General features: G+C 40.6%; 27 protein-coding genes. 3 read left to right on the top strand and 24 right to left on the bottom strand.

The genetic code is table 11. From position 1 onward, the window contains the following. Positions 1-80: 80 nt before the first annotated feature. Both GPS65_RS08010 and GPS65_RS08005 read right to left on the bottom strand, forming a co-directional pair. Positions 81-1,244: an iron-containing alcohol dehydrogenase gene (locus GPS65_RS08010; protein ID WP_119125167.1), complete on the bottom strand. Its 1,164-nt coding sequence runs from the start codon at positions 1,242-1,244 to the stop codon at positions 81-83. After that, a complete protein-coding gene (locus tag GPS65_RS08005; protein WP_186304874.1) occupies positions 1,241-2,692 on the bottom strand; it encodes an alanine/glycine:cation symporter family protein in 1,452 nt (483 codons plus the stop codon). The genes GPS65_RS08010 and GPS65_RS08005 overlap by 4 nt, the downstream gene beginning before the upstream one ends. Positions 2,693-2,831: 139 nt before the next feature. On the opposite strand from GPS65_RS08005, the gene GPS65_RS08000 reads away from it, so the two are divergent. Beyond that, complete coding sequence (locus tag GPS65_RS08000) at positions 2,832-3,725, top strand: LysR family transcriptional regulator (protein WP_088000486.1); 894 nt, start codon at positions 2,832-2,834, stop codon at positions 3,723-3,725. Positions 3,726-4,181: 456 nt separating this feature from the next. On the opposite strand, the gene GPS65_RS07995 is transcribed toward GPS65_RS08000, so the two are convergent. The 4 genes from GPS65_RS07995 to GPS65_RS07980 form a co-directional block, all read right to left on the bottom strand. Then, entirely contained in the window at positions 4,182-5,900 is a 1,719-nt protein-coding gene (locus GPS65_RS07995) for an ABC transporter ATP-binding protein (protein ID WP_119125169.1), read from the bottom strand. Then, entirely contained in the window at positions 5,900-6,463 is a 564-nt protein-coding gene (locus tag GPS65_RS07990; protein WP_012010695.1) for a GNAT family N-acetyltransferase, read from the bottom strand. The genes GPS65_RS07995 and GPS65_RS07990 overlap by 1 nt, the downstream gene beginning before the upstream one ends. Positions 6,464-7,179: 716 nt before the next feature. Next, positions 7,180-8,394, bottom strand: a complete 1,215-nt coding sequence (gene fdhA, locus GPS65_RS07985) for a formaldehyde dehydrogenase, glutathione-independent (RefSeq protein WP_012010696.1) — start codon at positions 8,392-8,394, stop codon at positions 7,180-7,182. Between the two features lie 420 nt (positions 8,395-8,814). Further along, complete coding sequence (locus GPS65_RS07980; protein WP_012010697.1) at positions 8,815-9,417, bottom strand: class I SAM-dependent methyltransferase; 603 nt, start codon at positions 9,415-9,417, stop codon at positions 8,815-8,817. Positions 9,418-9,684: 267 nt separating this feature from the next. Here GPS65_RS07980 and GPS65_RS19840 point away from each other — a divergent pair, with 267 nt between their 5' ends. Continuing rightward, a complete protein-coding gene (locus GPS65_RS19840; RefSeq protein WP_003216180.1) occupies positions 9,685-9,810 on the top strand; it encodes a YjcZ family sporulation protein in 126 nt (41 codons plus the stop codon). A gap of 43 nt (positions 9,811-9,853) precedes the next feature. Here GPS65_RS19840 and GPS65_RS07970 read toward each other — a convergent pair whose 3' ends face one another. From GPS65_RS07970 to GPS65_RS07940, 7 genes are all read right to left on the bottom strand, one after another. Then, positions 9,854-10,015: a hypothetical protein gene (locus tag GPS65_RS07970; protein ID WP_158511374.1), complete on the bottom strand. Its 162-nt coding sequence runs from the start codon at positions 10,013-10,015 to the stop codon at positions 9,854-9,856. A gap of 160 nt (positions 10,016-10,175) precedes the next feature. After that, positions 10,176-10,310: a YrzI family small protein gene (locus GPS65_RS07965; RefSeq protein WP_012010698.1), complete on the bottom strand. Its 135-nt coding sequence runs from the start codon at positions 10,308-10,310 to the stop codon at positions 10,176-10,178. Between the two features lie 446 nt (positions 10,311-10,756). Next, entirely contained in the window at positions 10,757-10,987 is a 231-nt protein-coding gene (locus GPS65_RS07960; protein WP_041815772.1) for a YrhC family protein, read from the bottom strand. Between the two features lie 72 nt (positions 10,988-11,059). Then, positions 11,060-12,208, bottom strand: coding sequence for a bifunctional cystathionine gamma-lyase/homocysteine desulfhydrase (locus GPS65_RS07955; protein WP_119125172.1), 1,149 nt, complete (start codon positions 12,206-12,208; stop codon positions 11,060-11,062). Between the two features lies 1 nt (position 12,209). Further along, positions 12,210-13,133 (bottom strand): PLP-dependent cysteine synthase family protein, encoded by a 924-nt coding sequence (locus tag GPS65_RS07950; protein ID WP_012010701.1) that lies wholly within the window; start codon positions 13,131-13,133, stop codon positions 12,210-12,212. A gap of 46 nt (positions 13,134-13,179) precedes the next feature. Then, a complete protein-coding gene (mtnN, locus tag GPS65_RS07945; protein WP_012010702.1) occupies positions 13,180-13,875 on the bottom strand; it encodes a 5'-methylthioadenosine/S-adenosylhomocysteine nucleosidase in 696 nt (231 codons plus the stop codon). A gap of 15 nt (positions 13,876-13,890) precedes the next feature. After that, positions 13,891-14,532, bottom strand: a complete 642-nt coding sequence (locus tag GPS65_RS07940; RefSeq protein ID WP_012010703.1) for a class I SAM-dependent DNA methyltransferase — start codon at positions 14,530-14,532, stop codon at positions 13,891-13,893. Positions 14,533-14,718: 186 nt separating this feature from the next. Between GPS65_RS07940 and GPS65_RS07935 the strand changes: the two genes are divergently transcribed. Then, positions 14,719-14,922 carry a YrzA family protein gene (locus GPS65_RS07935; RefSeq protein WP_034620637.1) on the top strand — a complete coding sequence of 68 codons (204 nt, stop codon included), beginning with the start codon at positions 14,719-14,721 and terminating at the stop codon, positions 14,920-14,922. A 35-nt stretch (positions 14,923-14,957) separates the two neighbouring features. Here the strand turns inward: GPS65_RS07935 and GPS65_RS07930 are convergent, their stop codons facing one another. The 11 genes from GPS65_RS07930 to GPS65_RS07880 form a co-directional block, all read right to left on the bottom strand. After that, the gene (locus tag GPS65_RS07930) at positions 14,958-15,623 is read right to left on the bottom strand and encodes a YrrS family protein (protein WP_012010704.1); all 666 of its coding nucleotides are present in this window, start codon (positions 15,621-15,623) and stop codon (positions 14,958-14,960) included. 67 nt (positions 15,624-15,690) lie between these two features. Continuing rightward, the gene (locus tag GPS65_RS07925) at positions 15,691-17,433 is read right to left on the bottom strand and encodes a peptidoglycan D,D-transpeptidase FtsI family protein (protein WP_012010705.1); all 1,743 of its coding nucleotides are present in this window, start codon (positions 17,431-17,433) and stop codon (positions 15,691-15,693) included. A gap of 50 nt (positions 17,434-17,483) precedes the next feature. After that, positions 17,484-17,957: a transcription elongation factor GreA gene (gene greA / locus GPS65_RS07920; protein ID WP_012010706.1), complete on the bottom strand. Its 474-nt coding sequence runs from the start codon at positions 17,955-17,957 to the stop codon at positions 17,484-17,486. A gap of 665 nt (positions 17,958-18,622) precedes the next feature. Then, a complete protein-coding gene (udk, locus tag GPS65_RS07915; protein ID WP_119125174.1) occupies positions 18,623-19,255 on the bottom strand; it encodes a uridine kinase in 633 nt (210 codons plus the stop codon). A gap of 7 nt (positions 19,256-19,262) precedes the next feature. Beyond that, positions 19,263-20,531, bottom strand: a complete 1,269-nt coding sequence (locus GPS65_RS07910; RefSeq protein ID WP_012010708.1) for a peptidase U32 family protein — start codon at positions 20,529-20,531, stop codon at positions 19,263-19,265. A 20-nt stretch (positions 20,532-20,551) separates the two neighbouring features. Then, on the bottom strand, positions 20,552-21,481 hold the full coding sequence (locus tag GPS65_RS07905; protein WP_119125175.1) for a peptidase U32 family protein: 930 nt from the start codon (positions 21,479-21,481) through the stop codon (positions 20,552-20,554). Next, positions 21,478-22,143, bottom strand: coding sequence for an O-methyltransferase (locus tag GPS65_RS07900; protein WP_012010710.1), 666 nt, complete (start codon positions 22,141-22,143; stop codon positions 21,478-21,480). Before GPS65_RS07900 ends, GPS65_RS07905 begins: the two co-directional genes overlap by 4 nt. A gap of 210 nt (positions 22,144-22,353) precedes the next feature. Further along, positions 22,354-23,436, bottom strand: a complete 1,083-nt coding sequence (mltG, locus tag GPS65_RS07895; RefSeq protein ID WP_012010711.1) for an endolytic transglycosylase MltG — start codon at positions 23,434-23,436, stop codon at positions 22,354-22,356. A gap of 73 nt (positions 23,437-23,509) precedes the next feature. After that, positions 23,510-24,598, bottom strand: coding sequence for an acetyl-CoA C-acyltransferase (locus tag GPS65_RS07890; protein ID WP_012010712.1), 1,089 nt, complete (start codon positions 24,596-24,598; stop codon positions 23,510-23,512). Continuing rightward, positions 24,586-26,049 carry an acyl-CoA synthetase gene (locus GPS65_RS07885; protein ID WP_119125177.1) on the bottom strand — a complete coding sequence of 488 codons (1,464 nt, stop codon included), beginning with the start codon at positions 26,047-26,049 and terminating at the stop codon, positions 24,586-24,588. Before GPS65_RS07885 ends, GPS65_RS07890 begins: the two co-directional genes overlap by 13 nt. After that, positions 26,046-26,612: a biotin transporter BioY gene (locus GPS65_RS07880; protein ID WP_012010714.1), complete on the bottom strand. Its 567-nt coding sequence runs from the start codon at positions 26,610-26,612 to the stop codon at positions 26,046-26,048. Before GPS65_RS07880 ends, GPS65_RS07885 begins: the two co-directional genes overlap by 4 nt. Positions 26,613-26,738 lie beyond the last annotated feature (126 nt).

The following is a 26,738-nucleotide window of genomic DNA, read 5'->3' as shown; positions in this document are numbered from 1 at the left end:
ATAGACGAGACCTAGCCACATGAAACATAAAAGAACACCCTCCAAGTGATCGTGTCATGAGGAGAGTGTTTCTTTGGAATTCATTGATCAAAAGCAGCTTTTAAAATGTCTAAGTAGTCGGCTTTCGTAACGGTACGAACATTGCTTGATGTAGAACCGTTTTGTTCTGCTAATTCAGCCATTTTTTCAAAATCTTCTTCTTTTACATGAGATAAATCTTTTAGTGCTGGAATACCTAAATTTTTTGTGAAAGTATACATGCCATCAATTAATTTTTGAATCGCTACATCATCTGAATCCGTTTTATCTGCAAAGCTCATGATTTTGGCAAGCTCTGCGTGTAACACCTTGTTTTCAGCTGCATTGAATTGCATGACATAAGGCAAAAATACCGCGTTTGCGATACCATGAGGTGTATCATAAAGACTGCCAAGGGCTTCTGCTAAGCAATGAACGGCCGCGACATCAGCTGAACCGAAGCATAAGCCGGCTAGTAAACTACCTTCTTGCATTTTATATCTTGCTTCTAGATCAGAGCCATCTTCAAATGCTGCCGGTAAGTATTTTACAATGGTCTCCATTGCACTTGCACCCATTGCTTTTGAAATAGGATTTGTTACTTTACAAGAATAGCCTTCAATAGCATGTACCAATGCATCAACGCCTGTTGCGGCTGTTATGCTTTTTGGCACCGTTAATGTAAGAGCTGGGTCTAAAATCGCAATGGTTGGCCGAAGCAAGGCATGTTTTAATGTGATTTTTTTATGTGAAGCAGCTAACGTGATGACAGATGAACGTGTTACCTCAGAGCCAGTACCAGCCGTTGTTGGAATACAAATTAGTGGAGATAGATTAGCATATGCCTTCTTCCCTGATATATAATCTTCAGGAATGCCACCATTTGGACCTAATAAAGCAATTGCTTTCGCCGTATCCATTGGACTTCCGCCACCAATCGCAATAACCGCTGATGCTTGTTCTTTTCTAAAAAGCTCTGCACCAGCTAGACATTCATTATCTCTAGGGTTTGGAGATACTTGATCAAATACAAATACTGAATAACCTGCTTCCTGCAAATACGCTTCAATAGGCTGAACGAGCCCTGCGTTTCTCACACCAGAATCTGTCACAATCATCACTTTGGCATCTGGCAATACAAAATCCTCTACTATAGATCCAATTTCTTTTGACTGACCAGTCCCCATCATTATGTTTGTTTGGCAATGATATTCAAAATTCCTCATGATTTTTCTACTCCTTCATTTAAGTTTATTGAGTGAGCCGTTTGTTTTTCTGCTCCCCACCACTCTATTTCTTTTAAACCTGGTATGCTAGATGCATAAAAGACTGGATTTTTACCTAACAGCCTTTGTTGAATATAATCATCTAAAGCGGCAAAAGCATATTTTCCTAGGATAGCAATTGCAATCAAATTGACGATTGCCATAATGGCCATCGACAAGTCAGCCAACGTCCAAACGATTTGTAAGTTGGCCACAGCTCCAAACATGATCATCAATAATACCGAGATTCGATACGTCAATAACGCTGTTACACTGTTATGGATAAAACCGATATTGGCTTCACCATAATAGTAGCCTCCTACAATAGAACTAAAAGCAAAAGTAAATATAGCAAATGCTAAGAAAATACTAGCCCAAGATCCAAAATGCTGTGCCATTGCGGCTTGTGTAATTTCGATACCAGATAATTCACCTGCTGTTTCTACTGTCGATAACATAATAATAAAGGCTGTACAGCTACAAACCACTAATGTGTCAAAAAATACACCTAACAATTGAACAAATCCTTGTTTTACTGGATGCGAAACATTGGCGGCAGCAGCAGCGTTTGGTGCACTACCCATTCCTGCTTCATTTGAAAAGAGCCCCCGTTTTACACCGTTCATTATCGCAGCACCAATGCCGCCGCCAACGATTTGTTCTAATCCAAATGCACTTTTCATAATACTTGCTAATGCTGCGGGTACAGCACCGATATTTGTGACAATCACATAAAGTGCTAAAATGATATAAAATGCCGACATAATTGGTACAATGATTTGTGTAAAATTAGCAATTCGCTTCACACCACCAAAAATAATGCAAGCTGTAAAAATTGTGACAAATAACCCCATGGCAATCGGACTGATCCCAAATGAATACTGAAAGGCATTTGTAATTGTATTCGTTTGTACAGCGTTAAAAATTAAGCCGAAACTAAGAATAACAGAAAAGGCAAAAATCCGACTTGGCCATTTCAATCCGAATTGCTTTTGAATATAGTAACCAGGGCCTCCTTTAAATCCGTCATTTGTTCTCACCTTATAAATTTGTGCCAGTGTACTTTCGACAAATGCAGAGGCTCCTCCTAAAACGGCTGCAAACCACATCCAGAAAATAGCTCCAGGACCACCAACAGTAATAGCAATTGCAACACCTGCCATATTTCCAGTACCAATTCTTGTAGCAGCCCCAATAAAAAAAGCTTGCATAGATGAAATTTCATGACTTCCCTTTTTGGTTTTGGGTGCTTTTTCAAAAATAGAACGGAAAATCTCTTTTAGTAAGACAATTTGCATCAATTTCATTCTCACTGTAAAGTAGATTCCTATGCCTATTAACATGAATACTAAAATATATGTCCATAAAAAATCATTCACTGAATTGACCATCACTTCAAACAAAGCCATCTCCCCTTTGTACATCTGAATATTTGAAATAACAAAAGATTGCAAGCGCTTACTTTTATGATAGTGAAAATGTTATGATCTATCTATAGAAGTTTTCTGATTGTATCAATCGGCTCATCCGATTTAGGGAGGTTTGAAGTTGGAGATCAAACAACTGATGATGTTCCAAACAGCATCAAAAGTATTAAACTTTACAAAAACTGCACAAATGCTTGGTTATGCTCAATCTAGCATCACAGCAAATATTGTGGCATTGGAAGAAGAGCTAGGAACGCCTCTATTTGAAAGGCTTGGAAAAAGGGTGATCTTAACAGAAGCTGGCAGACAATTTCAACATTATACAGATAAAATTTTAGGCTTAACAGGGGAAGCATTAGAGGCTGTTGGTGGGATGAATGAGCCAAGCGGCATTTTGAGAATATGTGCATCTGAAACACAATGTACCTACCGGCTTCCTCATATTTTAACGGACTTTCAAACGAAGTATCCAAAAGTGGAACTGATCTTCCGCCCAGGAATAGCGGAAAAGGATGTTTTAACTCTATTACTTGAAGGACAAATTGATGTCGCCTTATTATCCATGAATCCTGTAGTATCCTCACATTTACTTGTAAAAGAATTAAAAGATGAACCGATGGCCATTGTATGCTGTCCAACAAATCCTTTGAGCAAAAAACAAAAAGTATATCCCATTGATTTAAACGAGCAACGATTGTTGTTAACTGAAGACTGTGATTATCGCTACGCCTTCGAACACTCATTAACACAGGCAGGTGCAAAACCAAGAAGTAAACTAGAATTAGCAGATGTAGAAGCCATAAAAAAATGTGTAATGGCAGGCTTAGGAATCGCTGTACTTCCTGAAATTTCTGTAAAAAAAGAAATAGCAGAAGGCAATATCATCAAAATCAATTGGATGGACCCCTGTTTCTCTACGAAGATTCAACTATTTTGGCATAAAAACAAATGGATGTCCCCTGCTTTAAAGGCATTTGTGGATTTAACAGAGGATTATATCCTTTTAAATGGTTAATATGAAATATTGATTTGAACCGTTTCAATTTCTTTCATCATCATGCCTTGAGAAAATACTGACGAGTCATCCAATCATTCATACAGATATTTTACGGATGGGACAAGAGAGCAATCTTTGCCATGTATAATTTTTATATTTCAGATGCATAGAGGACGCCGAGCTTGAGAGATCGCAAACACATAACATAATGGTAAAAGCAAGTGAATTAAAATTTGACTATTGTCTTGTTTGAGCGCTTTTTCTGCAAGTAGAGGTTGAAACAAGAGGAATTTAGCTAATAAAATAAATAGTTCGGTTTGTTGTTATTTAGAGGCTAATTGCATATGTAAAATTATTAAGATTTAGGAAGTAGGATTTTGTTTCTGTCCCACTTCCATTTCATTAGTTTTTTAACGTCTTTACTTTCAAAGAATATACGAAAGTAACTGACTAGAAACATTTTTATTTCTTCCTCTAATCTTCAGTTAAACGACCATTATGCCAGAGCTGTTGATAATACGGATGTGTTTTTTGTAATGCTTCATGTGTGCCTTGACCTGACAAGCGTCCTTCTTCAAAGACAAGAATTTGGTCTGCACTTGTAATCGTGGATAATCGATGGGCGATGATGATTGTCATCCGGTTTTTCGTTAACGCTTGAAGAGCAAGCTGCACTTCACGCTCTGATTCGTTATCTAAGTTCGATGTCGCCTCATCAAGTAATAAGATTCTCGGATTTCGTAAAATCGCACGAGCAATCGCAATACGCTGTTTTTGACCACCCGAAAGCTTAATACCTCCTTCACCAACCTCTGTATCGAGGTGTTTTTCCAGCTGCATGACAAAATCATAGGCATAGGCTGCTTTTAATGCGGCAAGTACCTCTTGTTCACTTGCTCCATTCGTCCCGTACATGACGTTGTCACGAATCGTTCCATTTAATAACGGTGCATTTTGACTTACATAGCCAAACAGCTCACGCCACTCTATTAAGTTAAATTGCTCAATGTTTTCTTTGCCATACAGTATCGCACCTGATGTCACGACATAGAATCGTTCAATAAGGGAAAACATCGTCGTTTTCCCGCCACCACTCCGGCTGACAAAGGCCGTTGTTTCATTTGGCTTTAACGTAAACGTCATATCTTTTAACACGTATTTTTCGTTGTACTTAAACGACACATGTTCAAAACGAATCGGCTGTGACGTAGCAGTTACCGGTTCACCGTCTTGTACTTCACGCTTCTCATCTAAGGCCTCGACAATACGCTCTGTTGCGCCCAGTGTTTTTTGTAAATCAGTAAAGAATGTCGCCATTTGTGTAAATGGCATAATAATTTGTACTAAATAAATCATGATTGCCACAAGCTCGCCAGAACTAATGGCACCTGAAGCAACCTGTGAACCGCCGTACCCAAAAATCGCAATGATTACAATCATCATGAGCAACGTCATAAGTGGTGAAAGAATCGCAACAATTTTTGCTTCTTTTAATCCGTACTTGTACAGCTGCTGAATTTGCTTTTTTCCGCCTGCTAGCTCTTGCTGCTCTGTTTGCGAAGCTTTCACAAGGCGAATGTTTGTTAAAATTCTCCCTAATCGTCCGCCAAATCCTGCCAACTCATCTTGATTGGCTTTCGAAATCGCGTACATTTTTTCTCCTAACGGATACGTCACAAAAATGGTTAGTGGTACGGCGATCAGTAGCAGTAGCGTCATTTTCCAGTCAATCCATAGTAAAACAACGATTGCACCGAGTATCGCGAAAAGTCCCGATACAAACGACACGAGCTTTTCTGTTACAAACTCCTTTACGACGTTTGTATCCTGCGTAATTCGACTCATCGTTTCGCCAGATTCATGTGCATCGTAATAAGTTAATCGTAAATGTAGCATATGCTCCCATATTTCTGTTCGTAAATTCGCAACAACTCCTTCACCTAAACGACGCATCATATAAAATGTAACGGCACTAAGCATCGCCTGTACAATTAAAACGCCAATGACTGGTAAGAGTGACGTTAATGCAAAACCAGTATCTGAAATTTGATTAATAAGCTTCATTGTGAGTAGTGGCACAGCAAGTCCAGCTGCCACCTCTACGATACTGATAAAAAATAAAAGAACTAGTTGACCATTCGCCATTTGACTGCGATTCATCAAAATCCAAAGCTGTGAGATTTTCCCTTTCATTATGATTCACTGCTCACTTTCGCCATGACCTTTTCAAAACGGAAAAACTCGTACTCTTCATCCGATTTCGGCTCTTCGCCTTCAACATTCGGCCCTGGGTTGCCTTGGTGATAAAACTCGACAATTTTAAAGCCACATTTATTAACGTAAAAATGAATATTACGCTTTTCAAAATATGGTGTGTGCAGCACCCAAACCTTCGTCTCTGGGAACGCTGCTTCTATCGCTTCCCACAATTTAGTGCCAAGACCTTTGCCATGTGCATTTGCCTTTGTATACAGGAAGTCCACTTCGTTTCGCTGGGTTTCGTTATTCATTTTCAATACGACCCCACCAATTCTTTCGGCGTTTAGTACAAGTTGACGTACGATCGATTCTTTGGCAGTAAGTGAATGATCGAAATCTTCCTCAGACGGGATTGGTCCCATTTGTGTCGGATCTTCCGCATCTGTAAAACGATCTTGTAACCCTTTCATAAATGCCTCTTGTAATTCTGCCTTAAATGTTGCTAGCTCGTCCTGCGGTACAGGTGCTAACGTAATTTGTCCATTTAGTTTTGCCATTTCTAAAAACCCTTTCTTTTAAACTGATTAAAATATTCGACCGACTGTTAAAAATAGCTGCGTACCCGTAAATTGATCAATATACCTCCTGACACCTTCTCTTCATCAACCTTAGTGCGTTCAACACAATAACGAATGCTTCTCATTTATGTCGTGTTAAGTTCACAAGAAATAGTGTAAAGTATGGAGTAACTCTAGAGTAAAGAAAGAAATGAAAAATATATTCGAAAAAACATTTACCAGAGGGTAATTTTTCAAATTACTTAAAATCAATAAAAATACCAACAATCTTTCCTAGAACGAACGATTGTCTGAAAAAAAATGGAAGTTAATTTATTTGATGAAATTTTGATGAAGCAATTACCAGCTGAACCTGTTGTGTATAGCGACGAGAACAATAGATTGGTCGATATCACTGGAAGATCTAAGAACTTTACGAGCAATCTACGCCATGTTAAAAAAACTTGGGGTTAAAAGTACAGACGCATACGGTATTGTGTATTCAAAAGGAAATTTCTTAAATGAGGAGTCTGGAGATGTGAGCTACCTATTTTGTCGCCTAGATGACCGTCAGCAAGGATGAAATCCGCTGGACATTATGCGATTATTGATCATCAAGGACCTTCTTAGAAAGCATCTCTTTCGTTTACATGTATTGTTGATTCCACAATAAAGAGCCGACCCATTTATGGAGCGGCTCCTTTCATGTTAAAAATTTATCGAGAAATCATCCCATGCGGGTCAATGACAAATTTCTTCGCTACACCTGAATCAAAGTCACTGTATCCTTGAGGGGCTTGATCAAGATTAATGACGGTTGCATTCACTGCTTTGGCGATTTGTGCTCGTCCGCTTAAAATAGATTTCATTAGACTGCGGTGATATTGCATGACAGGGGTTTGACCTGTCACAAAGGTATGGGCTTTTGCCCAGCCGAGTCCAATTCGCACTTTCAGTGATCCAACTTTTGCATCAGCATCCACTGCACCAGGGTCTTCTGTGACGTAAAGTCCTGGGATTCCGAGTTTACCGCCAACTTTGGTAATATCCATAATTGTATTTAAAACGGTTGCAGGTGCTTCTCCTTGATCTCCATGACCTGAAGCTTCAAAGCCAACACAATCGACGGCACAGTCTACTTCTGGCTCTCCTAAGATGTTGGTGATTTGTTCGCCGATTCGATCATGTTTTCGTAAATTGATCGTCTCACAGCCAAAGCTTCTGGCCTGCTCCAGCCTTTGTTCATTCAAATCTCCTACAATGACTGTAGAAGCGCCAAGGAGCTGAGCGGAATGCGCTGCGGCAAGACCTACTGGCCCTGCACCGGCAATATATACGGTTGAACCAGGTTTTACTCCAGCCGTATACGCACCGTGAAAACCTGTCGGGAAAATATCGGAAAGCATTGTCAGATCAAGTATTTTTTCCATCGCTTGATCTTTGTCTGGGAATTTCAGCAACTGGAAATCTGCATATGGTACCATGACGTACTCGGATTGGCCGCCAACCCATCCGCCCATATCGACATATCCATAGGCAGAGCCTGGACGGTCCGGGTTTACATTTAAGCACACATGGGTTTTTTGTTCCTTACACATGACGCATCGTCCGCAAGCAATATTAAATGGAACAGACACAAGGTCTCCTTTTTGAATAAACTCCACATCTCGTCCTACCTCAACGACTTCACCTGTAATTTCATGACCAAGGACGAGTCCTGCCGGCGCAGTCGTACGACCTCTCACCATGTGCTGGTCACTTCCGCAAATATTCGTCGTCACTACTTTTAAAATGACGCCATGCTCACATTTGCGCCCCACATTGGCTTTCGGTACACCCGGGCCATCTCTTAAAATCAAATCAGGGTATCCAATATCCTCAACTGCTACATTTCCTGCTCCTTTATAAACGACACCTTTGTTTCCCGACATGTTTTCATTCCTCCCTTTTTGTTTAAAAATGAAGTCTCTACAATTTTCTCTATTTATGAGGCAATTCCCTGCTTCAAATGGCACAATTGATTAAAAAAAAGCGAAAAATGTCTACCACAGAGAGAAAAATGTCTCTTTCAGTTAAATAAAAAAGAAAATATTGAAAAAAAAGCTAAACTTTTGAAGAACGGTGTCGATATAAGAAATAAGCCAGACAGGTATCCTTAATCGACAAACAAATTCCTTATATATACTATCATTCCTTACACACCTGGCTGGCGCCTATATGACATGCAAAAGTCTCTTCTGATGAAGAGACTTTTTTTAATTCGTTCAAACATGATTCAATGACACGCAAAGAAGCTCCTCTCACGAAGAGCCTCTTTTGAATGCTTGTTCATTACCTGGGAAATATTTTCATCATTTTAACGCTTTGATACAGATGTATGTATCATAGTGATAAACCGAAACTTCTCTAAAGTGATACGCTGAAAATAGGCGGCTAATCTCTTGTTCACTATACGATGAAAAAGATTGTGACCGCTTTTGTTCCTTCATCAGTTCCTGCTGTTGGAAAGATAAGTATACTTCTCCATCCACTTGAAGAACGCGGTACACTTCCTTCATGACTTGCTCAATATCCTTCAAGTAATAAATGGTCTGCACCGTAAATAATTTATTGAATGATCTGTCTTCAAAAGGTAAATGCTCAGCTTTACCAAGAGTCACGACGGCTTTATCCTGTTCTACAAGCTTTTTATGTTTTCTTTTTGCATATTTGATCATATGACGAGAGGCATCGACTCCATATACTTTACCACGATCAAGTTTCTCTGCTACTTTTGATAATGTCATGCCTCTTCCAGTACCGATTTCTAAAATCCGGTCATTTTCTTGTATATTTAAGAGTTGAATCGTCCATTCATTGATATTATGATGATTTTTTTCCATATAGCGGGCAACCCATTTTGAGAACAAGCCTTTTGGTTCCCTCATTTGTTTTCCAATCCAGCTTTGAATCAATGTTAACACCTGCTTTGCACCAGTAAATAAAACTATTTACGAATTTTCTTACTTTTCATATCGGCTCTCACCTAACAAATTTTAAGACCTAGTCCTAATTATTTGTTATTGATTAGACGGCACCTTTTCAGAAAATGTTTCGCAGAACTTTAAAAAATTTTAATCTGAATAGGCGTTTTCATTAATTGTGCTCAGATTGATTTCGTTTTCTGCATGAGCTGCATATTTTATGAATGTATCTTGATTAGATAAAGGTGGTGCTAGATTATGGGCTTTGGTGGAGGTTATGCTGGAGGCTGCGGTGGTTACGGTGGCGGTTTTGCGGGCGGATTCGCATTGCTTGTTGTGCTGTTCATTTTGTTGATCATCATCGGTGCAAGCTGGATTTGCTAATGTAAAAGGAGCAGGAAACGATAACGTTTCCTGCTCCTTTTCTTTAATACCAATAAGGTCGGTACTGATACATATATTGTCTGAGCATTTCCTCTTGCTCTCGTTGCATTCGGTACGGATTACCGTATCCATGCTTTAAAGAATGCGGAATGGATGTATATCCGTGCCCCACTGACGGAAACCTCATATATGGTGACATCGACATTCGTTGATCACCTCACAATCTCCTTTTATGGATATCATATGTGCAGATGATCAATGTGGAGCGTGTCTAAACCTGGTCCTTCTCCATCGTATAACAATCAAGCATTGCAAGCATCATAAACATGTCAATCTCCTCCTTTTTCAATTTTTCTTTTCGTGTTTTAGTTCATATACTTTAGTTGTTTCTGCTTCATTTCTTCATAAAATGTTTCGACTTGTTGTTCATAAAGAACCGTTTCAATGTCTTTGTATTTTCGTCGGATCGTTAATGTGATAAAAAATAAATGGATTGTCATATACGCTCACCTCCCTTCAGTTCGCAGCACGCGAAATAGCCCGCAGATCTTCTTTGTCAGTTGACCTGTGGGCACACAAAAATGCAGATCAAAAGACAGTGTCTTCCAACCTGCAATGGATGATACGTAAAATCCTCGTTTACTTTAACAGTTTTGAAGCGTGTGCACCGTATAAGGTAAAGGAAGGACACGAGCTCTTCCACAGGCTGATGACATGATGAAATTGTAGTTGAATTGTTCACAAGTAGATACGAATAACATATTCTTCAGCCTCCTTTACGTTTTTAATTACTTTGTTAGTATATCCAGCAAGCACCATTTTGTAAACCTGTTTTTAGTAAAATAGATGATTTTTGTGTGTTTGACTAAATTTCTACAGCAATTCTTGTCCAATTGTCCAATACAATCAAAAAAGCCCCCTCACGATTATGAGGAGACTTTTCGAATTAATCTTCATCTAGTTCTTGCAGTTTCTTTTGAAAAAAGATCGCGCGTCTCACACAAAGAAAAGCTGCTAATAAGAAAACACAATCAATTCCCATCATCAGCATTTTCGGAGATGCTTCGATGTGTTGGTTTGGTATGATCGTACCAATATATAAAAAGGTGCTGACAGCAAGCAAAATAAAAGCGTACTGCTTGTAATCTGTCACTAAACCACTCCACTTTTTCTTCACTTGAATCACCTTCCTGTTTCACATGTCTATTAATAGCTTAACATAGTAAAAGAAAGGTAGTGGCATGTAAATCTATCCATTCACTAGTGCGTTTAGTCCCTGCTTCATATCATTCAGTAAATCATCCACATCTTCAATCCCGACGGATATACGAATTAACCCATCAGTGATGCCAAGCTCCTCGCGACGGTCTTTTGGAATGGACGCATGAGTCATTCGAGCAGGAACAGAAATTAAGCTTTCAACCGCTCCAAGGCTTTCTGCGATCGTAAACAGCTTAAGCTGACTTAAAAACACATCGACATGTTCTTCTTTTCCAATATCAAAAGAGATCATACCGCCGTAGCCTGATGCTTGCGTTTTTGCAAGTTCATGTCCGGGATGAGCATCAAGACCTGGGTAATAAACACGTGTGACTGCTGGATGTTGTTCTAAAAACTCAGCGATTTTCTGTGCATTTTGCTGATGTGCTTCCATTCTTAGTCCAAGTGTTTTGATTCCTCTCATGAGAAGCCATGAATCCTGCGGTCCAAGGATTCCACCTGTAGAATTTTGAACAAAATGCAGTTCTTCCCCAAGCTCTTCCGTCGCTGTTACAACAAGCCCACCTACGACGTCACTGTGACCACCTAAATATTTAGTGGCACTATGCAGGACAATGTCTGCCCCATATTCAATCGGTCTTTGGAAATAAGGTGTGAAAAATGTATTATCAACAATCATTAAGATGTTAGCTTCTTTTGTCAATTGGCCGACTGCTTTGAGGTCAGTCATTTTGAGTAAAGGATTGGTTGGTGATTCAATGTAAACCGCTTTTGTTTCAGGTAAAATCGCCTTTTTCACTGCTTCAGGATCACTTGTGTCAACAAAGGTCGCTTGAATGCCAATACGATTGAGTACCTTTGTGATGACGCGGTACGTTCCGCCGTAAACGTCATCTGTCAGGACAATATGATCTCCACTGTTAAACAGCATCATCACTGCCGTAATGGCAGCCATTCCTGAACCAAATGCGTAGCCGTTTGCTCCTCCTTCAAGGTCACGAATGGCGGTTTCTAGTGCCGTTCTTGTTGGGTTCGCTGTTCTTGAATATTCATACCCTGTATGTTCGCCTGCTTTCGGCTGCTTATAGGTGCTCACTTGGTATATAGGTACAGACACAGCGCCCGTTTTTTCATCACCCGTTGTTCCGCTGTGTATCATCATTGTTTTTCGTTTCATTTTATTTTCCTCCCTCATAAATGCCTTTACTTAAATACCGTTCACTGCTGTCAGGAAAAATGGTGACGATGACGGTCCCAGGTGCTGCCTTCCTCGCTTCTTCTAAAGCGGCAAATAACGCTGCACCCGAAGAACTCCCGATGAGAACGCCTTCTTTTTCAGCAGCTTCTTTCACCATGCGGAAAGCATCATGATCACTGACGGTATATATCTCATCGAATAAAGCAGATTCCATATAATCTGGGATAAATTCAAGGCCGATTCCTTCCGTTTTATGCGGACCTGGATCTCCTCCATTTAAAATCGATCCTTCAGGTTCGACAACAACTGTTTTTAGCGCCGGATGCTGCTCTTTTAAATAGGCGGCACACCCTTGAAAAGTTCCCCCAGATCCCGCTCCTGCCACGAATACATCGATGTTTCCTTGCAGGTCGGACCATAACTCTGGACCAAGCGTTTTATAGTAAGTCAATGGATTTACTTGGTTTTTAAATTGCAAAACGCAATAGGCATTGTCAAGGCTTGCCTCTAGTTCAAGGGCTCGATTAATCGCACCCTTCATGCCCTCTTTTCTTGGTGTATGAATGATCTTTGCACCGAGCGCCTTCATGAGCTGTTGTTTTTCTTGACTGAAATGTTCTGGTACGCAAAAAATGGTACGCAATTGATGTTTTCTTGCACTGAGAGCAAGCCCAATGCCTGTGTTTCCAGCAGTTGCTTCTATGATGGTTCCGCCAGGGCGCAATTTGCCAGATGCCAATGCTTCTCTTATGAGCATATCACCTAAACGATCTTTAATACTTCCACCCGGATTCATCATTTCAAGCTTCGCATATACCTCTACACCTTCCGGGATGCCGATTCCTGACAGTTTTAAAAGCGGTGTGCGGCCAATTAATTCTGTAATATCCTTTATGACAGCCATATGATTCCCTTCCTTTGTATGGAAAAGAAGGGGGAATCCCCTTCTTTTATTGAGTTTGCTTTATCATACGCAAGACAAGGTCGGTTGAGTGAATCGCTGCTTGCTCAAGAAATTGATCAAATGAGACATTGGATTCTTTCCCTGCAATATCAGATAGCGCTCGAACGACAACAAATGGCGTTCCAAAGAGCTGGCAAACTTGTGCAACAGCTGCAGCTTCCATTTCTACCGCATATAGCTCTGGAAACTTCTCTCTCACAAACGCTACACGATTCGGATCATTCATAAATGAATCTCCGGTTGCAATCGTTCCTTTTGCCACTTGAATATGATCGATCTCTAAAGCCGATTCCTCTGCCAGCTTCACAAGCTTTTCGTCTGCAACAAAAGCAGCGGGCAATCCTGGTACTTGTCCGTATTCGTAATTAAAGATCGTGACATCCACATCATGATGTCTAACGTCAGTAGAGATCACAATATCCCCTACATTTAATGTGTGATGGAAACCGCCAGCTGATCCTGTATTGATCACATAATCTGGCTGAAAGCGATCAAGCAGAAGTGTTGTGCTGACCGCTGCATTCACTTTTCCAATCCCTGATTTTAATAAAATCACTTCTTTATCTTCATATACACCTGTTGTGAATTCACACCCAGCGATGTTTTCTTGTGTAGCATTCTTTAGTTGATCTCTTAATATCGTCACTTCTTCTTCCATTGCACCTATGACAGCGATTTTCAAATCAAAAACATCCTTTCATTCCCTTTTCTTCGCTTCTACGATCCAAACAAAATCATTCATTTGATGAAAGGACGTACTAAAACCTTCTTCTTCAAAGATTTGCTTTAGCACATCGATGGATGGATAATATTCCGTTTCTAAATCTTCAGCAAGCTGATCAAACCCTGCCGCTTTCGCTTTGTCAATTTCAGCTTGATGTGCTGATTGATTTTGAAACATTGTATCAGCAAAGACTATTTTACCATCTGAGTGAAGGATGTTGCTATAGGTGTGAATGGCTTGTTTTTTTTCTTCGTCCGTTAAATGGTGGAATGCATATGAACTGACGATCGTATCCGGCTCAAATGGCGGTGCTGGAAATGATAAAAAATCGCCATCATGAAACACATCGGGTATTCCCTTTTGAAGAGCTGCTTTCTTCATGGCGTCTGATGGTTCAACACCAAATACGTTCTTATCAGCTGCGAGCAGTGCCGCTGTTAGATTCCCCGTGCCGCTTCCAAATTCAAGAACATGTTGACCTGCGCGGTGAACAATTTCTTTTAAAATCACCGAATACCGGCGAAATACTTCTTCATACTGCTCATCATGACCACTTACCGTGTCGTCATAAGAGTCAGCCCAATGATCAAATAAAGAAAGAAACTCACGTCCCATTTTCTTTCCCTCCACTTTATCTATTTATTCCTATGCGTATAGTATGTTTTAATCCGTCGAACAGTTCCTATCCTACCACATCTTCAGTTTCTTTCCTACTAAAAAATACTGGGAGGGGTAGAAAAATATTTGCTCTTTTAGAGGAGAGAGATTAAGATGAATGAAGAGTATGGAGAGGTGAATCAAATGGATTTTCAGTTGGATTTTCTAAAGGATAAAATTGAATTCTTTGAAGCATCGTCTTTAAAAGAACTTGAACAAAAGATCCAAAAACAAATTGAACATAATCAGGCCATTCTGCTGACCGTTCATTCTGTCAGTCATCAAACGACTGTGATCGATGACCGAATTTTGTATACAGCGGTTGTTCATTTTAAGGCGAATATCTAAAAAAAGATAGCATGACTGCTATCTTTTTTTCTTGTTTATTTTAATTTCTCAACCTTTACAGGTTTCCAGCCTTTTTCATCTACCCATGTGATTTCCACGCGGTAGCGTTCGCCTGTTGATTTGTCACGGATGGTTCCCTTTGCATCTTGAGGGCCTCCGTTATTTCCTAACCAAATAACGGTCATTTGATCTTCTGAAATTCCCGTCGCATAGGACATGGCTTTCATCATTTCTTTCCAGTCTTTTGAATTAGAATCATAGGTTGCTGTATGTGAACCGGATTGCTCTGTTCCTACAGGCTCCCAGTCATCGCTTTCGTATGTTTTGTCTACGTCACTCGTTTTGCCGCCATCTGTTTCTTTGGCGTCTTTTAACGCATCTTTATTAGGCTCTTTTTCATCATCTGACTTCTTCGTATCGTCGTCTTGATCAGATGAGTCATCTTTTTTAGCATCTGAATCATCGGATGTGTCTTTCTTTTGATCTTTCACATCTTCATCTGATTTTTGTTTATTTTCACTTGTTGCAGGCGCCGTTTTAGAAGGTGGATCCGCTACATCTGTGTCTTTCGGTTTATTAAAAATTAATAAACTCGTTGCGACCACCAAAATAAGCACCACAACGATACCAATTAATATGTTAAGGACCATATTCGCCTTTCTGCGCTTATCACGATGTTCAAATCGAGAATTTCTACTCAAAATCTCTGCACTCCTTTGCCTCTGTTCCCTAAGTCGTTACTATTCTAACATGACATGAAGGGATGTTCTATGTCTGTTTCTTTTCAATTTCGTTGACCTTTTTTACAATATCATAAAACGCATCATTTGTCTTAGCCCGTCCACTTGCCTCATCAAGGTGAACAACGACTAAAGCGTATTTTGGTTTTTCCACCGGAAAATATCCAGCAAACCACTTATGATAAAGCGGATTCCCCTTGTGATCTTTACTGCCGGTTTGGGCAGTGCCTGATTTCCCCGCCACATCGAACGGAAGGTCTTGAAACCTTCTTCCTGTTCCTTTGTCAGACGTCACCACCTGCCTTAAGTACTTTTGCAGCTTTTGAGCTGTATAGCGGTCAATACTGCCTCCTTCTGGTCGTTTGTTTTGAAAGGTTAGCATCGTTGTTCCGTTTTGATACAGCACTTTTTCAGCGATTTTCACTTCTTTTCGTTCCCCGCCTCTTGCAATCGACGCCATCATATTGGCCATTTGTAAAGGAGTCGTTTTGACATTTTTTTGTCCTATTGCGGTTTGGGCAACGGCTTTTTTGACATGCTTGTCTCTTTTATCTCCCCACACATTGCCGGTTTCTTCACGATCAAACTGTTTGAAATGCTTCTTATGATAGACATCCCCTTCCCAGCCAGCTCGATCAATGAGTCCAAGCTTTGCAGCCGTCTTTTCGATGATTTGATCATCTGTTTGGATCAGCTTGTCAGCAAGTGTTGCAAAGGTATAATTACAGCTCTGTGAAAAGCTCTCAGACAGATTCAGGACTTCCTGCGTTCCTTCTGGCTCTCCATATAAATTCTTTCGACAGTCATACATCGTTTGTGGCTGGTCAAGGTTTTTTTCGATTGCTGCGGCAAGTACAGCGGTTTTAAAGACCGAGCCTGGTGCCATAGCAGTCAGCATATAATTTCTTGCTTCATGCCGGTTTTTGCTTGTGATGTTTGGTGTACTAGCCATCGCCAGCACACTACTGCTTTCAATGTCGAGCAGAACGGCCCCGCCCTTTGCGACGCCTTGGTCTTTTAGTACCTTCTCCATTTCAGCTTGCATGCTTTCATCAATTGTTGTTTGAACTTGAAGAGGATAAAATGAATGAGCCTCTGCTGTATATTTGACGTCCATCCCAAACAAAGGGTTTCCCCTTCCGTCCACATGATATAACAATTTTGTGTCTTGCTCGGGTAATAGAAATTCGTCAAAGGTACTTTCCAGCCCAAAAGTACCGATTTCTGTACGGATGGAAAGCTCTTTTTTGTCAGGATAACGCTCTCTGAGCAATTCTGGATTCTCACTCGTGAAACCTAATGTGTGGAGGGCAAGTCTTTTTTTGTCCTTCTCTTTCATATATACGCCGTACACACCTGAATATTTCATATCATTGATGTCTTTCAGCTTTTTTTTCGTGATGTCATCTTTGAGAATGAGAGGTTTTTTGTTTTCTGTCAGTTGTTTTTTGAGTTCATCTTCTTCCATCTCAAGAATAGAGGCAGTTTGTTTTAAATGAGGAAGATCATATTGCAGGAAAGGAAATAAGATCACCGCAGGCTGTTCTTTTGTGAGAAGCGCCTCGCCGTTTCGATCTAAAAATTCACCGCGGCCATCTGAAATGACCACCTCTTCTGTACGCTGTTTGACACTTTCTTGTATTAAGTTGATATCAAGCTTTGAAAAAGATTCTGTGAAAAATAGTTGAATTTCTGCCAGTCTGGTGAGAAGACCAAGCAGCAGCATAAAAATAATAGCACCTGTCCACCCTATTCTACGTTTTTTTAGCATAAAAACACCTCGTCCCTATTGTGGACGAGGTGTTTATCGTATAAACGTGATTATGAAATTTTTACAATTTGGACGAACATTTCCCCGCCAGGTGTTTGAACGGTTACTTTGTCGTCTACTTGTTTGCCTAATAAGCTTTTTGCAATTGGTGAATCGTTTGAAATCTTTCCTTCAAACGGATCAGCTTCTGCACTTCCAACGATGGTGTAAGACTCTTCTTCTCCGTCTGGTAATTCAACGAAAGTGACTGTTTTACCAAGTGAGACAATATTTGAGTTTCCTTCATCTTCGATAATTTTGGCATTGCGAATCATATTATCAAGCGTAGTGATACGCCCTTCTACAAACGCTTGCTCTTCTTTAGCAGAATCATATTCCGAGTTCTCAGAGAGGTCTCCAAAGCTTCTCGCAATTTTAATACGCTCTACAACCTCTTTACGTTTAACCGTTTTCAAATATTCAAGCTCTTCTTCTAACTTAAGTTTTCCTTCTTCTGTCATTGGAAATACTTTCTCTTGTGCCATGAATCATTCACTCCTTCTATTAATCCTCATCATACATAATTTCTGCACGTGAGTGACGACTGAAATATACAAGAATGAGGACTTTTTCAGGCCCTCATTCCTTCTGTCCCATATTTGTAAAAGTCCATCTTACATGGCGTCCCTTTTAGATGCAACTATTATGCCTTTTTTTCAGACAGAACCATTATCAGTGGTCCAAAGATGATCTATCTCCATCGCACAAACTGTGGAAAGGCACAGGAAGCTCCTGTACCTCGTTCGCCATTTCGATCATATGTAGAAGAATAGCTTATCCATTCTCCATCTTCCAATACATAATATGGTCAGTGTACGATATGTCTATGCTATATTATTACAAAATTGCTTTTTGATCAAGAATTGTTTGAAAATTTGTGATGATTTGTTTGTCGTTTTTTTAATATACTTTTACAAAAACGAAACCACCTCAATATTCAGCTTGAAAACGGCAATTTTCTATATCTATTTCACATCATTTTTCACATCATTGTTTTCCTATCATACCAAATCTTTCATTCAAAGTGTTACTACTTAACATATTTAAGCAGCTTCTTCTTTTAGAAACAAGAGAAATATTAGTATTTATTCTCTTTATTGTGATGTTGAAAAGACCTTTACACTGTAAAGGTCTTTTTCTTCTCCACCGATTACTCTGCTCGGCTTTGAAGAATGGTTTGAATTTTTGTCACCATTAAGTCGATCGCCACATGATTTTGGCCGCCTTCTGGGATGATGATATCGGCGTATCGCTTAGTCGGTTCAATGAATTGATTATGCATCGGTCGGACAACAGATACATACTGTTCAATCACAGAATCGATTGAACGGCCTCTTTCTTTCGTATCGCGTAAAATGCGGCGAATGATGCGCAGATCTGCATCTGTATCGACATATAGTTTAATATCCATTAAGTCTCTTAGGCGTTCGTCTTCTAATGCAAAGATGCCTTCAACGATGATTACATCCTTTGGTTCAACATGGACAGTTTCTTCTGAACGTGTGTTGAGCTTGAAATCATATATTGGTTTTTCAATGGATTCGTACCTTAAGAGCTGTTCCAAATGCTCAAACATCAGGTCATTGTCGAATGCGAGCGGATGATCATAGTTCGTAAGCAGACGCTCTTCAAATGGCATATGACTTTGATTTTTGTAATATAAATCTTGCTGTAGCATGAGGATGGAATGTCCTTTAAATTTTTCATAGATTGAATTGGTGACGCTCGTTTTACCTGAACCCGAGCCGCCAGCAATTCCAATGACAACTGGTTTAATCCTCATGTGCCTGTTATTTCCCCTTTCTCATCATGTTGCTAGGGTATACTTTTTGATCGAGCTTGAATTTGACGATTTGAAGCGGATGACGAGCGGCATCAAGTTCATTTCCTTTTTCATCCCAAATCGTCTCAATGTTGCATGTGAAATTCTCAATTTCTGGGCCGAAAAATTCAACTTCGTCACCAGCTTTAAAGAAGTTACGCTGCTGCAATGTGACAATTTGTTCTTTTTCATCATAATGAAGAACGAGACCTGCAAAATCAAAAGTCGTTTTCTTCCCATGAATGCCAAACATTTGCTCATCCGTTCCTGGTACACCTTCGAAAAAGGCTGGTGCTGTGTCACGGTTTGCACATTTATCTAATTCATCTAACCATTCCTGCTCAATGACAAAATTGTCTGGGTCCGCACAATAGGCGTCGATGACTTTGCGATACACACTCACGACCGTTGCCACATAATGAATGGATTTCATACGCCCTTCGATTTTCAAGCTGTCAATTCCCATTTCAATCATTTGAGGAATGGATTCGATCAGTTTTAAATCTTTTGGACTCATCGCAAATGGTGCGTCTTCCTCTCCAAATAATGGCGCTTCCTCAGAACCTTCTAGTTTATAAAGATCATAATCCCAGCGGCAAGACTGGCAGCAGCCACCGCGGTTAGAATCTCTTGCCGTCATATGGTTACTGAGCACGCAGCGGCCAGAGTAAGCAATACACATCGCACCGTGAATGAACGTTTCAATTTCAATATCGACCTTTTCTTTCATTTCTCTAATTTCTAGCGCACTAGTCTCGCGAGCCAGCACCACTCGCTCAAGCCCTTCTTCTTTCCAAAACTGAACAGCTTTCCAGTTCGAAAGAGATTGCTGTGTGCTTAAATGGACTTCAAGCTTCGGTGCGACACGTTTACACGTTTCAATGATCAGTGGGTCAGCCACGATAATGCCTGCTACTCCAGCACCTTCAATCCCTTGAAGGTATTCCTCCAGCCCGTCCATGTTTTCGTTGTGGGCAAAGATATTCGTTGTCACGTAGATGCGTGCACCGTATCTATTTGCAAATGCGACACCTTCAGCCATTTCTTCAATTGAAAAGTTATCGGCATTTGAACGAAGTCCAAATTCTTTTCCACCAATAAAGACGGCGTCTGCTCCGTAATGTACAGCAATTTTCAGCTTTTCCAAGTTTCCTGCTGGTGCAAGCAGTTCTGGTTTTTTTGTAATGACACGTTTCCCGTCAATCATTTCAGAAATACCATCTTTCAATAGTGCCATTTCCTCTGCCTCCTCTTATATTAATAAACCGTTTCTTTAAAGAAGAACCCTGTATCAATCGAACGATTCACTGGCTGAATCTCTTCAATCCGCTTCACCCAGTCCTCTTTCTGATCTTCATACGCGTCTTTGTCAGTTGCTAATAAATCAATTGCTTTTCTATATAGAGACGTCACTTCTGTCATATAAGAAAGTGACTTTAAAATTCCGTCAATTTTAAATGAGTCGATGCCTGCATCAACAAATTCTTCTAATTCGTCAATCATACACACATCATTTGGACTCATAATATGAGTACCGTTTGCATCCTCGAAAATAGGATATTTGTTTTGACGCTCCTGGTCATGAAGGAATAGCCCTTCCTCCATATTTTTGCCTTCGACGTCCATTTGTTTGCCCTGATATTCAAAGTAGTTGCCAATAAGCGTACGCTTTGATTGGAACATACATGTCATGCCATGGACTTGAATTTCGATTTCCACCTCGGCATTTTCTTTGATGTCGATGACACTGTCCATGTTCAGTTCTTTCGCAAGAACAGCACGCGTTGCGCCTTTTCTGCCCCAGTAGTTACAAGTGTAATAGTTTGTCCCAGTCGTTTCTGTACTCCAGTGGAGATTCAGGCTTACCCTTGTTTCTTTAGCGGCCATGATCACAGCTGGGTCTCCAAAGACGACGCCATCTACGTTTAATGCATCGAGAAAGGTTAAGTAATCTCCAAGCAGTTGGACACGATCATTATGAAAAATTGCATTCATCGCCACATACACTTTTTTGTCATGCTTATGTGCAAGCTCAACCGTCTGTTTCACATCTTCTCTTGAAAACTCGCCTGCAAGACGAATACCGTATGTTTGTTCGCCTATTAAGAATGCATCAGCTCCCGCCTCGATTAATGGCAGTACATCTGACACCGTGCTTGGCGTCACAAGCAATTCTGGTTTTTTCATGATTGGTCACCTCTTTTTGTACTAATGGCGATCCCGTCTCCAACTGGAATAATGCACGTTTGGAAATCGGGGTTTGACATAAGCCATTGATTGTATCGATCAATTTTACCAATTAATTGTTTTTTTCTTTTATCTTCGATTTCTTCTTCATAGTTCGTTGCTACTAAACCTTTAAATAATACGTTGTCTGTAATAATCATTCCGTCATGAGCAAGCATCGGTTCAAACAGCTCAAAAAAACGTTTGTACTGCCCTTTTGCGGCATCAATAAAGATCACATCATAGGGCGCCATCGTTTGGACTGTTTTAGCCGATTCCATGGCATCACCAAAGAACACGTGTATTCTTTCTTTTAACTTTAATTCCTCAATATTCCGTGTCGCTTCTTCATAGCGTTTTGCGTTTCGCTCAATCGTAAAAATTTCAGCATCTGGTAGAGCTGTCGCCATTCGAATGGCGGAGTAGCCTATCGCTGTCCCAACCTCAAGAATTTTCTTCGGCTTTTTCATCGACAGTAGCTGCAGTAAAAGTTCAATGCTCACCTTTTCCATAATGGGCACATGATGCTCTTTTGCATATGCCTCTAATTGAGCGATTGCATCAGGACTTGGGTGAATTAAATGTTCAATATAATCATTCATTTGATCATCTTCGATAGTCATTATTTGTCTAGCTCCTTCATGACCTGAAAAAGAAGAGTCCTGCCTGTTGCAGCTCTCTTTCTCGTCAATCTTTCGTTCATCTAAGTAAAACAACCCGATATATTTTACCATAAAGAAGTGGTAATTGCGAACCTATAAAATGGATATTCCAACGAAAAAAACTGCAGGCAATCTTGTATTGTCTACAGTCTTTTTCGATTCGCATGTACATTACTTGCTGCCTGTGATGTATTTGGCTTTCGCTTTGTTGTGCTCATTTAACGTTTTTGTAAAGACGACTTCTCCGTTTTTCTTCGCAAGGAAGTATACATAATCCGTTTTCTCTGGATGCAGTGCGGCTTTCCATGAAGATTCGCCAGCATTTGCAATAGGTCCAGGCGGCAGTCCCTTGTTGTTATACGTATTATAAGGAGATTTCACCTTAAGGTCTTTGTAATAAACTCGGGATTTATGCTCACCTAGTGCATAAAGAACCGTTGGATCGGTTTGAAGCGGCATGTCCTTTTTCAACCGGTTATAAAAAACACTGGAGATTTTTGCGCGATCCGTCTTTTCCGTTGCTTCCATTTCAATCAGTGATGCCATCGTTAACACATCATGTATGGACATGTTTCTCTTTTTCATGTCTTTTTCATACGTTTTCACGTATTGATCTGTTTGTTTAATCATCGTTTCAATGATCGTTTCGAGTGATTCATCCTCACGATAAAATGGATACGTCGCAGGGAATAAATAACCTTCTAACGGATGTTTCACCTGTTTGCCATTTACCTGTGATGTCACCGTTTTCGGATATTTTTTCATTAATGTTTTGATAAACGCAGGATCATCCAGCTTCGCTTCCACTTCTTTCGCTGAAAAATTCGTCTGGTTTGCAATCACTGCCGCAATATCAGACAGCTGTTTTCCTTCTGGAATCACAAGCTGAAAGGCATAGTCTGTCCCTCCAGATGTCAGCTTTTGAATCAGCGTGTCTGCGTCCATCGTTTGTTTCAAATGAAAGTATCCCGCTTTAAAGCCGGACGCGTTTTTGTATTTTGCATAATAAGTGAAAATCGTGTCATTCGAAATGAGCCCATTTTCTTTTAAAATGCCCGCAATCTCACGGACAGATGTCCCATTAGGAATATGAATATTAATCGTTTGTTTACTTTTTTGATCGACCGGTCCAAGTGCTGATTTAACATATAAAAAGCCTGATAATGCTGCAATGATGATGACAGCAAGAACAGATAACAGGACGATCCCCATTTTCCTTTTGAAAAATGGTCGTTTCTTTTGTTCTGAAAACATGCATGGCCCTCCTCACATCTAGCTTTTATAGTACATGATTCGACGGAGTTCGGCAATTACTTGCTCATGCTTGTCATGACAGAACTTGACATAATACGGCTAAACCGACGCCGCCACCACTCCCAATTGCGGCCATGACATAGCTTCCATTCGGTAAGGTGCGCGCTTCGTAAAACAGTCTCACCATCATCGCAGCTCCTGATGCGCTATATGGATGACCAAGACAAAGTGCACCACCTCTCTTATTGATCCTGTCATAAGGAATATCTAGCGTCCGAGCAATCAGCGCTATTTTCAGAGCAAAGGCTTCATTGATTTCAAACAGTGCAACATCCTCTGCCTTGATTTTCTCTTGATCTAGAAGTTTCTTCATCGCATCAATCGGCGCAGCAGCTGGAAAATTGGGATGCATCGCCGTCACAGCACTTCCGGCATATCGCAGCATTGGCTGAAACCCATTTGCCTCTGCCTGCGATCTTTCCATCACAACAACTGCGGCTGCACCATCTGCTTCTTTACAGCTATTGGCGGCAGTGACAGATCCTTTTCCGGGTGAAAATACAGGCTTTGCCCGCTGAATCAGCTTTGCCATAGGTCTTATTTTCACGGCCGCTTCATCTATGCTCAGTCCGTCAATCGTAACGATTTCTTCAGAATATGTACCACGTTTGATTGCGTCTATACTTCTTTCCCAGCTTAATTGCGCATAGTCATCTTGTTCTTTCCTTGTCACAGAAAATCTAGAAGCCGTCAGCTCTGCTGCTTCTCCCATAGCCGGATCTCCTATCCATTCCGGTGAAAAGCGGGCTTTTTCTTTCATTGGTGATCTCGAAATGCTTTCAGTCCCGCCAGCGATATACATTGAGCCTTCCCCTGATTTAACCATGACGCAAGCTGTTCGGATGGCTTCTAGACCTGAAGCACACTGCCTATCAACTGTCATACCAGGTACCCCTAAAGAAAGCCCTGCTTCTAATGAGGACAGACGGGCCATATTCCCGCCGCCTCCTACAACATTTCCTAATATAATATCGTCCGGCGTCATCCCTTTAGACAAATACCGAATAAGAGGCGCGGCTAATTGCTCTGGACGATAATTTTTCAGCATCCCATTTTTATCACCGAAGGGTGTCCGTTTTGCTTGTACAATTACTGCTTGCATGACAATTGTTCCTCTGCCCACTGTTTCATACTGGCACGTGCTATTTTCCCGCTGGATGTTTCAATGATTTGATCAATGACTAGCCATTTTTTAGGTACCTTGTAAGCTGCCAGTTTTTTTTTGACAGCTTGCCGAACTGTCTTTGAGTGCTGCCTTTGTTCAATAATGGCAACAGGGATTTCACCCCAGTACGGGTCAGGAACGCCAACTACAACCGATCGCTTCACCTCTGGCTGTTCATTTAGCACACGCTCAATTTCCTCTGGAAAAATATTCAGTCCTCCATAGACGATCATGCCATTTTCACGGCCACTCATATATAAATAGCCGTCTTCATCCAGCCACCCCATATCATAAACTGTCAGCCACTCCTCCGGCGGTCTCACCTCATGTAAGTAGCCTGCAAAAGCCATTGGACTCTTCACATAAATTCTTCCTGTCTCATTTGGCTGGCAGACAGTTTGATCGGCTCGCCTCACTTCAATTTGAATGGGAGAGAATGGCCGTCCGACAGAAGAAGGCTTTTGCAGAAAGTCATTTGAAGATAAATAGGATACAAAGCTTAATTCTGATGTACCGTAAAAATCAAAAAATGTCACATGAGGATTGTTCGTCACAAGTTGTTTCTTTGAAGGAATGCCCCAATCTGCTCCAGATGATATGACAAGCAGGGAATGCTCTCTCTCAAAAGCGTCTATTTCCAGCAACGATTCCGTCATTGTCGGAACAGTATACATCACAGTCAAATCTCCTGTCTGTAAGGCTTTCTTTGCTTTCACTGGTGTGAATTTTTCTAATAACGTCACTGTGCCGCCAAAGTACAATGTACTGATGGCACCATATAAAAAGTGAGAGGATAAGAGTGTACCTGCTATCAGAACATGATCTTGATGAGTGATTCCAAATGTATCAGCTGTCGTTCGAAAGCTTTCAATCCATGACTGCTGACGTCTGATAAAGGCTTTGGGTGAACCCGTTGATCCTGACGTAAATCCCATATAAAAGATAGGGTCATTTTCGATGTCACATTTGTTAGATAGAACTTGTGTGTTACGGCTCATTTTCCCCTTCCATTCAGATAAAGAAAGAACCTGCATGTCTACGCTGTACTTGTCGAATCTATTTAAATATCGGTCCTCGATAATGACGAGAGCTGCTTCACTTAACAAAAGTTTTTCAACACATTCCTCACGGCTCCATCTCGGATCAAGCGGGACTGCTGTCCACCCTGCAGAAGCAGCGCCAGCAAATATTTGAAGAAAAGAAGCACCATTCGATAATAAAAAAGCGACTCTTTTTTGCTCATGAGCCGTTTGTTGTAACCATTGTGCTGATAGCTGGACACGCTCATACCAATCTTCGTAAGTGATTCGTTCTTCTCCATCAATGATGGCGGTATGATCTGGGTTCATTTCTGCATGTAATGTATAACTTTCCGTTATTCTTCTCAAACTGCACGCCTCCCTTTATTCACATCCCTTTTTCGATATGACATAGCCGCAATGATTTTCACCGTGAGAACGGCACATATGCCTGCCTTGATGAGATCACCTGGAATATAAATCAGACTAAGAAGAGCTGCCTGAGTGACCTTGATATTCATGATCATCGCTTGAAAAGGAATGCCGCATAGATACAAAATTCCGATACTGCATATCGCAAAGATCACAAAAAGACGCAAGGTGGTCACTTTTTGTAGTCGGTTGATCCACAAACTAATCATGAGGGCAGCCGCTGGATAAGCAAGTAAAAATCCACCGCTTGGTCCAAAAAAGACCCCTATCCCGCCTCTGGCACCTGACAAAAGAGGTGCACCTGCTGCCACAACCAAGAGAAACAGAAGTAAACTGATCAGTGCCTGTTTTGGCTTTAATAGCCCACCAGCAAGCAAAAGACCTGCCGTTTGCAACGTGATGGGAACAGGTGTAAACGTAAGTAAAATCGGTGGGATCAACCCTAACATCCCAATAACCGCAGTCATTAACGCCATTTGCATCATATCTTGAATTCTCAATTTCCATCCCCCTCACTCCATTCATTATTAAAAATAGAGTAAAAGGTTCAGTTTTATATGTCAACATAAAATAAAATAAAGTTAACATAATAACCATAAAAAAAGACCTGTGAAGAAAGATCACTA

It is taken from the genome of Bacillus pumilus (genome assembly GCF_009937765.1).
Classification (GTDB): domain Bacteria; phylum Bacillota; class Bacilli; order Bacillales; family Bacillaceae; genus Bacillus; species Bacillus pumilus_O.
Note: the sequence above shows the minus strand (reverse complement) of the source record. Positions and strands in the feature narration are given on the sequence as shown.

Excerpts from the sequence above, each read along its gene's own strand:
- GPS65_RS07900 (WP_012010710.1), bottom strand. The coding sequence starts at position 22,143 with ATGACTATCGAAGATGATCAAATGAATGATTATATTGAACATTTAATT.
- GPS65_RS07995 (WP_119125169.1), bottom strand. The coding sequence starts at position 5,900 with ATGAAAGGGAAAATCTCACAGCTTTGGATTTTGATGAATCGCAGTCAA.
- GPS65_RS07955 (WP_119125172.1), bottom strand. The coding sequence starts at position 12,208 with ATGAAACGAAAAACAATGATGATACACAGCGGAACAACGGGTGATGAA.
- udk (WP_119125174.1), bottom strand. The coding sequence starts at position 19,255 with ATGAGGATTAAACCAGTTGTCATTGGAATTGCTGGCGGCTCGGGTTCA.
- GPS65_RS07970 (WP_158511374.1), bottom strand. The coding sequence starts at position 10,015 with ATGTCGATGTCACCATATATGAGGTTTCCGTCAGTGGGGCACGGATAT.
- GPS65_RS07965 (WP_012010698.1), bottom strand. The coding sequence starts at position 10,310 with ATGACAATCCATTTATTTTTTATCACATTAACGATCCGACGAAAATAC.
- GPS65_RS08010 (WP_119125167.1), bottom strand. The coding sequence starts at position 1,244 with ATGAGGAATTTTGAATATCATTGCCAAACAAACATAATGATGGGGACT.
- GPS65_RS07935 (WP_034620637.1), top strand. The coding sequence starts at position 14,719 with ATGGATTTTCAGTTGGATTTTCTAAAGGATAAAATTGAATTCTTTGAA.
- GPS65_RS07950 (WP_012010701.1), bottom strand. The coding sequence starts at position 13,133 with ATGGCTGTCATAAAGGATATTACAGAATTAATTGGCCGCACACCGCTT.
- fdhA (WP_012010696.1), bottom strand. The coding sequence starts at position 8,394 with ATGTCGGGAAACAAAGGTGTCGTTTATAAAGGAGCAGGAAATGTAGCA.
- greA (WP_012010706.1), bottom strand. The coding sequence starts at position 17,957 with ATGGCACAAGAGAAAGTATTTCCAATGACAGAAGAAGGAAAACTTAAG.
- GPS65_RS08005 (WP_186304874.1), bottom strand. The coding sequence starts at position 2,692 with ATGGCTTTGTTTGAAGTGATGGTCAATTCAGTGAATGATTTTTTATGG.
- GPS65_RS07910 (WP_012010708.1), bottom strand. The coding sequence starts at position 20,531 with ATGGCACTATTGAAAGATGGTATTTCTGAAATGATTGACGGGAAACGT.
- GPS65_RS07925 (WP_012010705.1), bottom strand. The coding sequence starts at position 17,433 with ATGCTAAAAAAACGTAGAATAGGGTGGACAGGTGCTATTATTTTTATG.
- GPS65_RS07990 (WP_012010695.1), bottom strand. The coding sequence starts at position 6,463 with ATGGCAAAACTAAATGGACAAATTACGTTAGCACCTGTACCGCAGGAC.
- GPS65_RS19840 (WP_003216180.1), top strand. The coding sequence starts at position 9,685 with ATGGGCTTTGGTGGAGGTTATGCTGGAGGCTGCGGTGGTTACGGTGGC.
- mltG (WP_012010711.1), bottom strand. The coding sequence starts at position 23,436 with ATGTTTTCAGAACAAAAGAAACGACCATTTTTCAAAAGGAAAATGGGG.
- GPS65_RS07940 (WP_012010703.1), bottom strand. The coding sequence starts at position 14,532 with ATGGGACGTGAGTTTCTTTCTTTATTTGATCATTGGGCTGACTCTTAT.
- GPS65_RS07905 (WP_119125175.1), bottom strand. The coding sequence starts at position 21,481 with ATGAAAAAACCAGAATTGCTTGTGACGCCAAGCACGGTGTCAGATGTA.
- GPS65_RS07890 (WP_012010712.1), bottom strand. The coding sequence starts at position 24,598 with ATGCAAGCAGTAATTGTACAAGCAAAACGGACACCCTTCGGTGATAAA.